Annotated in this window: 10 protein-coding genes; 6 read left to right on the top strand and 4 right to left on the bottom strand. The window is 60.6% G+C overall.

The features are described 5' to 3' along the window. The first annotated feature begins 51 nt into the window (after nucleotides 1–51). Entirely contained in the window at nucleotides 52–1662 is a 1611-nt protein-coding gene (locus MUY37_RS09700) for an ABC-F family ATP-binding cassette domain-containing protein (RefSeq protein WP_499195186.1), read from the top strand. A gap of 100 nt (nucleotides 1663–1762) precedes the next feature. Here the strand turns inward: MUY37_RS09700 and MUY37_RS09695 are convergent, their stop codons facing one another. The 4 genes from MUY37_RS09695 to MUY37_RS09680 form a co-directional block, all read right to left on the bottom strand. Next, nucleotides 1763–1993, bottom strand: a complete 231-nt coding sequence (locus tag MUY37_RS09695) for a hypothetical protein (RefSeq protein WP_499195185.1) — start codon at nucleotides 1991–1993, stop codon at nucleotides 1763–1765. A 139-nt stretch (nucleotides 1994–2132) separates the two neighbouring features. Beyond that, nucleotides 2133–2510: a hypothetical protein gene (locus tag MUY37_RS09690; protein WP_499195184.1), complete on the bottom strand. Its 378-nt coding sequence runs from the start codon at nucleotides 2508–2510 to the stop codon at nucleotides 2133–2135. A gap of 30 nt (nucleotides 2511–2540) precedes the next feature. Continuing rightward, nucleotides 2541–3521: a winged helix-turn-helix transcriptional regulator gene (locus MUY37_RS09685; RefSeq protein ID WP_499195183.1), complete on the bottom strand. Its 981-nt coding sequence runs from the start codon at nucleotides 3519–3521 to the stop codon at nucleotides 2541–2543. A gap of 210 nt (nucleotides 3522–3731) precedes the next feature. Further along, complete coding sequence (locus MUY37_RS09680; RefSeq protein ID WP_499195182.1) at nucleotides 3732–6059, bottom strand: TonB-dependent receptor; 2328 nt, start codon at nucleotides 6057–6059, stop codon at nucleotides 3732–3734. 135 nt (nucleotides 6060–6194) lie between these two features. On the opposite strand from MUY37_RS09680, the gene MUY37_RS09675 reads away from it, so the two are divergent. From MUY37_RS09675 to MUY37_RS09655, 5 genes are read left to right on the top strand one after another with little or no spacing between them, the layout of a single operon-like run. Further along, the gene (locus MUY37_RS09675) at nucleotides 6195–7145 is read left to right on the top strand and encodes an NAD(P)H-dependent flavin oxidoreductase (protein ID WP_499195181.1); all 951 of its coding nucleotides are present in this window, start codon (nucleotides 6195–6197) and stop codon (nucleotides 7143–7145) included. A 5-nt stretch (nucleotides 7146–7150) separates the two neighbouring features. Then, entirely contained in the window at nucleotides 7151–8647 is a 1497-nt protein-coding gene (locus tag MUY37_RS09670; protein WP_499195180.1) for a carotenoid oxygenase family protein, read from the top strand. A gap of 1 nt (nucleotide 8648) precedes the next feature. Further along, the gene (locus MUY37_RS09665; RefSeq protein ID WP_499195179.1) at nucleotides 8649–10340 is read left to right on the top strand and encodes a class I adenylate-forming enzyme family protein; all 1692 of its coding nucleotides are present in this window, start codon (nucleotides 8649–8651) and stop codon (nucleotides 10338–10340) included. Nucleotides 10341–10344: 4 nt separating this feature from the next. Further along, a complete protein-coding gene (locus MUY37_RS09660) occupies nucleotides 10345–11574 on the top strand; it encodes an acetyl-CoA acetyltransferase (RefSeq protein ID WP_499195178.1) in 1230 nt (409 codons plus the stop codon). 4 nt (nucleotides 11575–11578) lie between these two features. Next, complete coding sequence (locus MUY37_RS09655; RefSeq protein WP_499195177.1) at nucleotides 11579–12739, top strand: acetyl-CoA C-acyltransferase; 1161 nt, start codon at nucleotides 11579–11581, stop codon at nucleotides 12737–12739. Nucleotides 12740–12752 lie beyond the last annotated feature (13 nt).

Genomic DNA, 12752 nt, shown 5'->3' with positions numbered 1-12752 from the left:
AACTGAGCAACCAGCGCGTCTTTCTCGACAACTGTTTGCCATGGTGTTCCTATGCCCCATCTTACACTGGATGCCCTGTCGCTTGCGACCCCGGACGGCACTCCGCTTTTTTCCGATCTCTCCCTTTCCGTCGAACGTGAAGCCGTTGGATTTTTTGGTCGTAACGGCTCGGGCAAGACCACCCTCTTGAACGCGATCGCTGGCGATCCGCGCCTTGTTGTTGGCGGAACGATCATGACGGACGGCAAGGTTGGCCTGCTACGTCAGGATGCCCCGCCACCTGGTTCCACAATTGGCGACATGCTCGGCGTTGCGGACGATCTGGCACGAATGGCGCGCATCGAGGCGGGTGCCCCCGTTGGTGACGATCTCGACCTTGCGGACTGGACGCTCGCTTCCAGGCTGGATTTCGTTTCGGAACAGCTCGGCCTGGGGGCACTGAACTCATCGCGCGCATTTTCCAGCCTGAGTGGCGGAGAACGCATGCGTCTGAAGCTCGCGGCGCTGCTTTTGTCCGAATCTGACATTTTGCTGCTCGACGAGCCGACAAACGATCTCGATGCCGACGGACGCGACGCCGTGGCCAATCTGATCGAAGATTGGAAAGGCCCGCTGCTCGTCGCCAGCCACGACCGCTGGCTGCTCGAACGGGTCGACAGAATGGTGGAACTCTCACCTGCCGGTGTCTCGGTAGTTGGCGGGAACTGGACCGCATTCGAGGCAGCGCGGGACGCCAAACGTGCACGCGCAATTGAGGCGCTCAAACAGGCTCAGGCCGACCTCGATGCCGCAAAACGATCGAAGCAACGCGAAAAGGAAAAGCAGGAACGACGCGACAAGCGCGGTCGGGCGGTTGCAGCCAAGGGAGGCGACCCGAAGCCCTATCTTTTCCAGCAACAGCAACGCGCGGAAAAAACCGCCGCGCGATATAGCTCGGTCGGCCAAGATATCGTCGATCAGGCAGAAGCAACGCTTAGCGAAGCCCAAGCGGATGTCGAGCGGATCGTGCCGATACGCATAGAACTCCCCCACTCCGGCCTATCACAACGCCATATTTTGGTCGATGCTCATGACCTTGTCTGCGAACGTGGCGGGCGCGCGCTGTTCGGTCCCATGGACATCGTCATCCGAGGCCCGGAACGGATCGCGATCTCCGGGCCGAATGGCTCCGGCAAGACCAGCCTGGTCAGATTGCTGATGGGGCTTGATGCGCCAGCTTCCGGCACGATTGCCACTGATCGAGAGCGCATCGCGGTGCTCGACCAGCATTTGGCGATGCTCGATGTGTCCGAAACGCTTTTCGAGACGATGAAACGACAGAATCCGGCGCTCGATCGGCAATCAATCCACGGCTCCCTCGCAGAGTTCGGCTTTCGTGGAAGCTGGGCGGGGAGAACGGTGGACGCCCTCTCTGGCGGCGAAGCGGTGCGACTTGCACTAGCTTGCCTATTCTCGCGGCAAGAGCCCCCGCAAATGCTGATTTTGGACGAGCCGACAAATCACCTCGATATCAATGCGATTGAACTGCTCGAAAACGCCTTGGTCGGATACAATGGCGCGCTTGTCTGCATCAGTCATGATGCGGCCTTTCGCAACGCCCTCGGCCTAAGGCGCGAGATAACATTGGATCGCCGCGCGCCAATTCCGGGCAGACAATACTGACTGCTTTGTCCGCACAGCTACCCTGGCTTCGTCGTATGATTGGTCTCGATTGCGTCGTCCTGCTCGATGGCACGAAGCGTGGCAATTGGCGGCAAAATGCTCACACATGGGTTCGAGCTTCAAATGACAGCTCCTCACCGCAGCCGAACCGATATTTGCCGGTCTCCTTCCAGGCCTCCGTCTCGAACCCCAACAGCGCCAGCACTTCGCGGCGCTCGATCTCGAACGCAGCCTGTGCAGTGGACGCTGCCACACTTTCGGCGACCTGTTCCTTGCGGGTCGCTTGCGGTTCGGGCTCTCGGCGCGGCCATTTCACACCGATACCGCGCAAATCCTGAGATTAACCCGATTCAGACGGGACACCCGCCGGTCGCGGCGGGCGTCGGGAGGCGGGTGGGCCTTGACCCACCGCATTCCAGGTCATTCCAACGGCAGGCGCGGCGCTCGCATGAGCGCCGCGCCCTTGTCGATCACTTCTCGGCTGGTGTGGCGATCTGCGCCGCTTTGGCGGCGTTGGCCGACAGCCGCCCTGCCCCGCTCGGCGTGTAGGATTCAGCCGGGAAACGGAAGTAGGCAGGAAGCCAGCCTGTCACCTGCTCGCGCTCGTTCGCGCCGGATACGTAGTCGCGAATGATGCCCTTCTGCACCTTCGCGGTGGCGCTCACATTGGCGTCGGCAACCGCCTTGCCGCCGATCTCGGCGAGCATCGCACCCGCCACCAGCTTTGAGCGGACAAGGTCGAAGAACGCTTCATCGGGCGTGTAGCTGCCCAATTGAACATCCGGGTAGGTGCGTCGGCATACACCGCTCAGCCTTTCATCAACGGATGAGCGGCATTCATCCAGCACGTAGGGGTCATTTCGACAGCGAGGCCGGTTTCATGCGGTCTGGAAGGTAACTTCGTCCAATTGCAATGCATGCCCGCAGCGATCGCACGCCATCACCATCTCCAGCGGATTGTCGCAAGGCTTGTGCGAGAGCAGCAAAGGAGGGCCTTTTGCGTCAGCGTAGTAGCGGTCTCCCCACTGCAGCAATGAAAGAATGACCGGGTAGAGCGCCCTTCCCTTGGCGGTCAGCCGGTATTCCTGCCGTGGAGGATGATCGGTGTATTGCCGCGCCGTCAGAATGCCCGCCTCCATCAATTCGGAGATGCGGCCCGAAAGGATATTCGGGGCCATTTGCGTATCCTGCTGGATCTGTTCAAACCGATGAAATCCGGCAAACATGGCTCGCACGATCAAGGTCGACCAGCGATCCCCGAACAAGGCAATGACCGTATCTACCAGCGCGGCTTTGTCGCGGCGGCTTGTTACACCCTTCGAGGGGCGCCGTCGCGCGCTGTAATGCGGCACGACCTGGACAAGGCCTGGCCCCGGTTTCCAATCGACGTCTCGCGGGTCGATCTCCTGATCACAAGAGGAACAGTTGGCATGCGGTTCCACCACATGGCCGCAGCTTGCATGAACCAGTTGGACGGAAAAGCCGCGTTGTCCACTCTCCCATTCGTGCTGCCAACCGACCATAGCAAGGGCAACAGGAAACAATGCGCGCCCTTTCTCGGTCAGGTGGTAGCGGCTGTGCCGTTGGTGTTCCACCGGTCGCTTCGACAGACACTCCTCGGCGACCAGTTTTTTCAGGCGATCGCTCACCACGGAACGCGGGACGCCTGTTTCTTCGACGAAGCTCTGAAACGTCTTGGTGCCGAGAAACGCCCGTTCCATTATCAGCAGGACCGGGACATCGCCGACGACCTCCAGCGCACGCCATATCGAGCACGCCCTGATTGTTCCCTGCTTCATTTCTGTCTCGATGCGCTCAATTGGAACTCGCTCATTCTCTTTGCACGAGATGGTCGGCAATCGCCTGGTAGGCTGGCAAACTCACTCGGTCGATATGCGCATCGACCTCTAAGGAAAGGGATGCAAGCTTTACGATGACCATCTCCATCGCCGGATCGCCGTAGGCACCCTCGGGGTAGTCCCGAGACCTCATAGGTAGCCTGCCCGCAGCCCGACAGGGGAGACCCGCCAGGCTGCGTCTGACACTGCGGCTGGGCTACGTGTCATCGATCAGAATGTCATATCGACTTGCAGTGCGATATTGCGCGGCCGATCATAGATGGCGTTGTAGGCGATGCCCGTCCCGCCCGTGATGGTAGTGGCCAAGGGCAAGGCGCCGGCAGTCTGCATGATCCGCTCGTTGGTGAGATTGCGGCCGATCAACGCAATCGTCCAGTTGTCATCGACATGGCCGAGCGAGAGCCGAGCGCCCATCTTCACATAGCCATCTTGCTTCGTACGCGGATCGAGGTTGGCCGCGGCAATGTAGCTGCTCGAAAAATCGGCGTTGAGATTGATGCCCAGCTTCAGATTGCCGCCGATCTCGTGATTGAAATCGCCGTTGAGATTGCCTGACCATTCCGGCGTAAGTGCATTGCGCTTGCCCGAATAGCTGCAGAAGCCGCCATTATCCGGCACCTGCTGGAAATAGCACTGTCCGAGCGGAAAATCGGTGAATTCGAAATCGAGATAGGCGACTGCCGCGCTCAGGGTGAAGTGCTCGTCCAGCGCCCAGCGCATGTCCGCCTCGACACCCTGCGTCTTCGCGCCCGAGGCGTTCTTGACGTTGAAGTTGAGAACGCCGTCGAACACGTTGGTCTGCAGATCGCTATACTTCGTGCGATAGGCCGAGAGGTTAAACGCCAGGTCGCGGGTCTGGTATTTCAGCCCCACTTCGACGTTGTCGGCTCGCTCGTCACCGAACTCGAATGCGCCGGGTGAAGCGACGGTGGTCGAGCTTGGCAGCGAATTGCCGCGAGCGTCGAAACCGCCGGCCTTGGATCCGCGCGCGAACGACGCGTAAAGCATCAAAGCGTCGGTAACGTCATACTGGATATTGGCCATCGGGTTGAACGAGCTTTCGTTCAGCTTGCCGGATATGGTGTGCGCCTCGATGTTAAGTGCACGGAACGTTCCGATCACGACTGGATCGATGATCGGCGGCGTGGCTGCCAGGCTGAGCGGCCCACGATTGATTTCGAGGGCGCGGCTACCTGTCTTGCTCTCGTGATTGAAACGCGCGCCCACGGTGATGCGCAGATCGTCGGTAAGAGAATATTCGCCCTGGGCGAAGACGGAATACAGGTCGGACTTTTGCGAATAGTCGCGGTCGTTGGAGGTATCGCCCAACGCCCTGAACGGCGTTGCGAAGAAGAACGGATTGAACTGCACGTGATCGGTCAGGCCCAGCTTGGTGTTCTGGTAATAGACGCCGGCGATGTAGTTGAAAGCCCGATCGCCCGGCGAGGCAATCCGCAATTCTTGCGAAAACTGGCGATAATCTTCCGATTGAGCAGTGCCGTCGAGCAGGGGCAGATTGGTGAAGTCAACGTCGATTGTCTCATCGACATTGTAGTCGAGATAGCCCGTCACCGATGTAAGCGTATGATCGCCCAGCTCCAGATTGGCGTTGACCACGGCGTTGAGTATCTTGTTACGGCTCTCGTAGCCTCCGTCGGCCCGGACATAATCCTCATCCGTTTCCACGAATAGCGGCCCCGCAAACACAAGGCTGTAACTTCTTGCCGGACCGAAAGCCTCGCGCGGCTGCCCTTTCGTCTTGAAATCGGCATATTCGACTTTCAGGTCGGCAGACAGGGGGCCGCCACCCTCGAAAGCCAGGATCCCGCGCACGAAGGCTTCGCGGACATTGGGTTCGTTGCGTTGCTGCCTCGTATTATAGAAGTAGCCGTCCATGTCGCGGTAATATCCCACGACGCGCGCGCCGACCGTGTCGGAGATCGGCCCGGAAACGACGCCCGTAATGCGCGTTTCCTCATGCTCGAATTCGTAGCTCGCGCTGAGCGATCCTTCGAAATGGTCGGTCGGACGGCGGCTGACGACATTTACCGCGCCAGCAATGGCGTTCTTGCCGAAAAGCGTTGGCTGTGGACCGCGCAGGACCTCGACCCGCTGCAGATCGACCAGAGGCATGCGGCTCAACTGGTCGCGCCCGTAATAAATGCCATCGACGAACATTGCCACGGATTGCTCGAAGCCCTTGTTGTCGCCCGAGGCGATGCCGCGAATGGCGATGCGGTTTGCGATGGCTGTCTGGGTGATCTTGAGGTTGGGAATCGAGGACGAGACTGATTCCAGATTGGCCTGGCCATAAGACTCGATCGCTTCACCGGTAACTGCCGAAATCGAAATCGGAACGTCGGAAAGCCCCTGTTCACGTTTTTGCGCAGTAACAACAATGACATCCAGACCACCGGCCTCCTCGACATCCTCGGCCCCGTCACCTCCCGTGGTAGCGACGGGATTGTCTTGCGCAAGGATATGTCCCGGTGCTGCGAAAGCGGTCCCGGCCAGCAGAATTTTGACGATCGATCTCATGACTATCTCCCCCTTATGGACTGTTGCGATGCGTCCGTGTCGGATCGACTATTGCAACTGCAGATGTAGTATGTTTATACAAGTTAGTATGACTACGCAACTCTCAGCACGCGGTTTTCTCAAAGGAGCGATCTGGTGAACAGGCTCCCGGCCCGACTGACGCGCAATTTGCGCATCCCGGCGATTGCTGCGCCTATGTTTCTCGTATCGGGGCCGGACATGGTCATCGCGGCATCGCGTGCGGGCATGATCGGATCGTTCCCTACGCCCAATGCGCGGACGCCCGAGATTCTCGATCAGTGGCTCGGGACAATCACCGACGCTCTCGGCGCCGACCCGCAAGCGGCGGCATGGGCGGCGAATCTCGTGGTGCACCCCTCGAACGATCGGTTGCCGGCGGACCTGGACCTTGTCGTCCGGTACGAGGCCCCTCTGGTCATCACCGCACTGGGCAGCCCGAGCCGCGTAGTCGATCGGGTCCACGGCTATGGGGGCCTGGTATTCGCGGACGTGAACTCGGTCGGTTTCGCGCGCAAGGCGGCGATGGCTGGAGTCGACGGGCTGGTGCTGGTAGCGTCGGGTGCCGGAGGGCACACCGGACAGACTGCCGGATTTGCCTTCGTCGAGGAAGTTCGGCGCTTCTGGGATGGGCCGATCGTGCTGGGTGGAGCGATTTCGACCGGGCATGCAATTCGTGCTGCGGAAATATTGGGGGCGGACCTCGCCTATCTCGGGACGGCGCTGATCGCCTGCCGGGAAAGCATGGCTGCGGACGCTTACAAGCAAATGGTGGTCGAAGCCGGGGCCGATCAGGTCGTCCCGTCGAAGGGCATCACCGGCGTAACCGCCAACTGGCTCAGGGACAGCCTGATCGCGGCGGGGCATGATCCCGACAACATGCCGGAGGACAAGAAGCCCAATTTCGAGAATGCACAGGACGACGCCAAGGCGTGGAAGAACGTGTGGTCCGCCGGCCAGGGTGTCGGCGCAGTTGAAGCCATCGAGCCTGTCGGTGCAATCGTTGAGCGGTTGCGCCACGAATATCAAATCGCGGCGCAGATGCCGCCGTTCCAGATCGAGGAGTGAGACAAATGCCTGCGGAACTGGTTGAAACGATCAAGACTACGATCCGGCCCAACGATCATCCCTATATGAAGGGAGCCTGGCGCCCGACATTCAACGAATGGAATGCGACCTTTGCCGATGGCGAGGCCGAAGTGATCGGCGAGATCCCGAAAGATATCGATGGGGTCTATGTTCGTACTGGAGAGAACCAGATTCACGAACCGATCGGGCGCTATCACCCCTTCGATGGCGACGGCTTTGTTCATTCGATCAGTTTCAAGGATGGCAAGGCGAGTTATCGTAGCCGGTTCGTGCGCACCAAGGGCTTCGAAGCCGAACGGGAAGCCGGGCGCTCGCTATGGGCCGGACTGATGGAACCACCGCACAAATCCACGCGCCCGGGCTGGGGTGCGCAGGAATGGCTCAAAGACAGCTCCTCGACCGATGTCGTGGTGCATGCGGGGAAAATCCTCTCGACCTTCTATCAATGCGGCGAAGGATATCGCCTCGATCCGTTCACCATGGAGCAGTTCGGCACTGAAGGCTGGGTTCCAGTCGACGGAATTTCCGCTCACACCAAACTCGATGAAGCGACCGGCGAGCTGCTGTTCTTCAACTACTCGAAGCACGCGCCCTACATGCATTATGGCGTGGTCGGTCCCGACAACAAGCTGAAGCACTATGTTCCGATCCCGCTGCCGGGGCCGCGTCTGCCGCATGACATGTGCTTCACCGAAAACTACTCGATCCTCAACGACATGCCCTTGTTCTGGAACGAGGAACTGCTCGAACGCAATGTCCATGCGGTCGAGTTTCATCCGGAGATGAAGACCCGTTTCGCGATTATCCCGCGCTATGGTCAGCCGGAGGATATCCGCTGGTTCGAAGCTGAGCCGACCTACACATTGCACTGGCTCAACGCCTATGAGGAAGGCGACGAGATCGTGCTCGACGGATATTTCCAGGAAGAGCCGCAACCCAAGAGCTATCCCGATGCGCCCGACGGGCTCGAACGGATGATGGCCTATCTCAGTCAGGGCCTGATGAAGCCCAAGCTGCACCGCTGGCGCTTCAATATGAAAACCGGCGAGACTGTGGAGCAACGCCTGGACGACCGCATCCTCGAATTCGGCATGATCAACCAGAGATACGCCGGGCGGAAGTACCGCTATGCCTATAGCGCGATCCCGGAACCGTATTGGTTCCTGTTCAAGGGAATCGTGAAACACGACCTCGAGACCGGCGAAAGCTGTAGCTACGAGTTGGGCGAAGGCCGTTACGCCAGCGAAAGCCCTTTTGTCCCCCGCATCGGCGCCAAGGACGAGGATGATGGCTACATCATTTCCTACGTCTCCGATGTGAATGCGGACCAATCCGAATGCATCCTTCTCGATGCGAAAGATATCGAGGCAGGTCCGGTCTGCCGCATCATCCTGCCGGAAAGGATCTGTTCGGGCACGCATTCGACCTGGGCCAATGGCAGCGATATCGGCATGCCGGAAAACAGCGTGCTCGCGGCCTGATATGGTCACGGCGACGAAGGACAAACGGCAGCTTTACCGCGAACAGGGCTGGTGGGGTGACACGACCCTAGCGGATATGTTTCGCGCCAATGCCGGAATCCATCCCGAACGGTTGGCGCTCGTCGACCCGCCGAACCGCGCCGATTTCGCATTCGGAGAGCCGCAGCGGCTGACCTATGCGCAAATGCTTGCGGAAACCGAGCGTCTGGCCGGAGCCCTGCTGGCAAATGGCATTGGCAAGGGCGATGTGATCATGGTCCAGCTGCCCAATATCAGCGAGTTCGTGAACCTGTATTTCGCCGCCGCGACGATCGGCGCGGTCGTGAGCCCGGCGGCGGTTCAGTATCGCAGCCATGAACTCTCGGAGATGTATCGCATCGCCAAGCCGAGCGCATTCGTCTGCGCAACCCGCTTCAAGGGCGGCGATCATCTTTCGACCGCGCGCAAGGTGATTGGCGCGGGGTGCCAGATCATGACCTTCGGGCCTGATGCGCCCGATGATACGGTCGATCTCAGCGCCGCCCGGGCGGACCCGGGATTGCTCGCGGTACATCGCGAGACACATCGAGTAGATGCGGACGATATATTCACGATCTGCTGGACGTCAGGCACCACCGGCACCCCTAAAGGCGTGCCGCGCAGTCATAATCACTGGATTGCAATCGCACCGGGGACGTACCAGCCTTCGGGGCTACGGGATGGCGACGTGATGCTCAATCCGTTCCCGCTTATCAACATGGCCAGCATCGGCGGGGTGACGATGAGCTGGCTGCGCGTCGGCGGCACCATGGTGCTGCACCACCCGTTCGACCCGCAGGTGTTTCTCGGCCAGATCGCGACGGAACGCCCGCAATTCACCATCGCGCCGCCTGCCGTGCTCAATATGCTGCTCCAGAACGAGGAGCTGCTGGCGAAGGTGGACCTTTCCAGCCTGCGCACTATCGGTTCGGGTTCGGCCCCACTGGCCCCATCCATGGTCAGCGGCTTTCAGGAACGCTTTGGGATCATGGTCGTCAACCTGTTCGGCTCGAACGAGGGAATGTCGCTCGTCACCGGCCCCGATGCGGTTCCCGATCCGGTCGAGCGCGCCAGCTATTTCCCCCGCGAGATGGTGCTTGAGCCGATGCTGGGCGGCACCCCGGCGGCGATTGCCGAAACGCGGCTGGTTTCGGTCGATGACGGCAGCGAGATCACCGAAGTGGGCGTACCGGGAGAGCTGGAGATTCGCGGACCGTCCGTGTTCGAAGGCTACCACGACGCGCCCGAGCAAACCGAGGCGGCATTCACCCCCGACGGGTTCTTCCGTACCGGCGATCTGTTCGAGATCGCAGGCGATGGCTGTTTCTATCGCTTTGTCGGTCGCTGCAAGGATCTGATCATTCGCGGTGGTGTGAATATCGCACCGGAAGAGATCGATCAGTTGCTCGGCGGGCATCCGCTATTGGCGGAGGCCTGCGCCTTCTCCCTGCCCGATCCGGTAATGGGGGAGCGAATTGGGCTGGCCTATGTGCCGCGCGAAGACCGGGAAATCACACTCGAAGAGGTTACGGACTTCCTGCGCGAGAAGGATCTGGCCGTGTTTAAATTGCCGGAGCGGATGTACCGCTTTGAGGCCCTGCCGCGCAACGTCACGAACAAGGCGATGCGCAGCGAAGTGCGCGAGCATGCCCTTGGATCACGGGAAGGAGCATAGCGATATGACTGGCGAAGTTTTCGTTCTGGGGGGCGCGCAAAGCGATTTCGCGCGGAACATGGAACGCGAGGGCAACGGCATGTTCGACCTGTTCCGTGAAGTGGCCGAGGCCTCTTTTGCGGCGACCGGTGTCGAGCCCGCCGAAGTGGACACCGCGCATGTCGGCAATTTTGTGGGCGAACTGTTTACCGGGCAAGGTCAGCTCGGCGGCTTCTTCGGCCATGTTCATCCGGATCTTGCCGGTGTCCCGGCATCGCGGCACGAGGCTGCCTGCGCATCGGGCAGCATCGCTATCCTGGCCGCATCAGCGGAAATCGAGGCCAGACGTTACGATCTCGCGCTCGTGCTCGGGATCGAGCTCATGCGCAACGTATCCGGGCAGACGGCGGCGGAGCATCTGGGGGCGGCGGCGTGGGTCGGGCAGGAAGCGAACGAGGCTCGCTATCTGTGGCCCTGGATGTTCTCCAAGGTCGAGGAGGAGTACGAGAAGCGACACGGAATCGACCGTGCCCACCTGCGCGCGATCTCCGAAAACAACTTCGCCAATGGCAAGCGCAATCCCAATGCGCAAACGCGCGGCTGGGCGATCACCGATGAGCATTTGGGAGAGAATGACGAGGTGAACCCGCGCATCGAAGGCCGGTTGCGCAAATCCGATTGCGGTCAGGTGACCGATGGGGCAGCGGCGATATTTCTCGCCTCGCGTGCCTACGCAGAAAAATGGGCGAAGCGTCGCGGCATTCCGCTGGAATCCGTGCCGCGGATCAAGGGGTGGGGCCACACCACCGCACCGCTCATGTATCGGCGCAAAATCAACGACAGCAAGGGACAGCCTTACGTTTTTCCCTTCGTCCGCAAGGCCATGATGGATGCGCTGCATCGCGCCAGCCTAGCAGATGTCTATGCGTGCGACGGTGTCGAAGTGCACGATTGCTTCTCGATAACCGAATATATGGCGATCGACCATTTCGGGATCACACCGCCGGGTGAAAGCTGGCGCGCGATCGAGGATGGCACCATCGCTCTTGGCGGGAAATTACCGGTCAACGCATCGGGCGGGCTGATCGGAACCGGCCATCCGGTGGGCGCGACGGGCGTTCGCATGATGCTCGATAGCTGGCGGCAGGTCACCGGCAATGCCGGAGACTACCAGATCGATGGCGCGCGCAACATGGCGACCTTCAATGTCGGCGGCAGCGCTACGACCGCGTGCAGCTTCATTGTCGGAGTCTGATGGGGTGGAGGGAGTATTCATCCATGACGCGCTTCGTACCCCGCGCGGAAAAGCGAAAGAAGCCGGTGGGCTTGCCGCTCTCAGTCCGCAGGAACTCGTCCGCCAGCAGATCGATGCCCTGGAGCAGCGTTGCGGCACACATGCACGCGCTCCCGATTCCCTCATGCTTGGCTGTGTTGGCCAGGCCGATGACCAGGGCGGACATATCGCGCTCATCGCCAAGCTGCATGCGCGGCTGCCTGACGATACCTCCGCGATCTCGCTCAACAATTACTGCGCTTCGGGCCTGACGGCGATCGGGCAAGGAGCCAGCCTGGTCGCGAGCGGGCAAGCCCAAGGCGTGCTCGCCGGCGGCGTCGAATGTATGAGCCGCGTTCCCTTTATGGGCGACCGAGCAGCCTATTACAGCGATGCATCCCTTCCACTCCGCGCGCGTTATATCCCGGTAGTGCTTGCGGCGGACCGATTGGCCAATGCCGAGGGGATCGAGCGCGAAGAACTCGATGCCGTTGCCCTCGCCTCCCAGCAAAAGGCCGCCGCTGCGGAAAATGATCCGGCGCTGCAACGCTCGCGTATCGCAACCGGAACGCTCGATGGCGAGGAGTGTATACGCCCCGGCACGGATGGCGAGTCTCTGGCCAAAATGCCGCCCGGATTTGGTGCCCTTCAAGAGCACTATAGCGAAGCCTTGGGGAATGAGCATTTCAAGCCGCTCCACACGATAGGACACGCTCCGCCCGTCTGCGACGGAGCCGCTCTGGCTCTTATCGGCAGGCGCGAACTGAGTGAAAGCCCGCGCGCCCGCATTGTCGCCTATGCCGAATGCGGGGGCGACCCTGCCGCTTCGCTTACCGCAGGACTGGCCTCGATGGACAAGGCATTGGAACGCGCCGACATGACGCTCGATGACATGGACCGGATCGAGTTCATGGAATCCTTTGCGGTGACGATCGCCAAATTCCTGCGCGACCGCAGACCCGATCCGGCAAAGGTGAATGTCAGCGGGGGGCACATCGCCAAGGGGCATCCGCTCGGCGCAAGCGGCGCAATCCTGACTTCGACCCTGCTGGACACGCTCGATGCAGCCGACGGAACGCTCGGCCTGGTTGTGGTCACCGGCGCTTCGGGCACCGGCGCGGCGATGGTGGTCGAACGACTCAACTGACGAGCTGATGGAA

It is taken from the genome of Qipengyuania sp. ABI-127-1, from assembly GCA_022953095.1.
Lineage (GTDB): Bacteria > Pseudomonadota > Alphaproteobacteria > Sphingomonadales > Sphingomonadaceae > Qipengyuania.
Note: the sequence above shows the minus strand (reverse complement) of the source record. Positions and strands in the feature narration are given on the sequence as shown.

Bases quoted from the DNA above. Each gene is read 5' to 3' on its own strand.
- MUY37_RS09700 (WP_499195186.1), top strand. From the start codon at position 52: ATGCCCCATCTTACACTGGATGCCCTGTCGCTTGCGACCCCGGACGGC.
- MUY37_RS09680 (WP_499195182.1), bottom strand. From the start codon at position 6,059: ATGAGATCGATCGTCAAAATTCTGCTGGCCGGGACCGCTTTCGCAGCA.
- MUY37_RS09670 (WP_499195180.1), top strand. From the start codon at position 7,151: ATGCCTGCGGAACTGGTTGAAACGATCAAGACTACGATCCGGCCCAAC.
- MUY37_RS09665 (WP_499195179.1), top strand. From the start codon at position 8,649: ATGGTCACGGCGACGAAGGACAAACGGCAGCTTTACCGCGAACAGGGC.
- MUY37_RS09660 (WP_499195178.1), top strand. From the start codon at position 10,345: ATGACTGGCGAAGTTTTCGTTCTGGGGGGCGCGCAAAGCGATTTCGCG.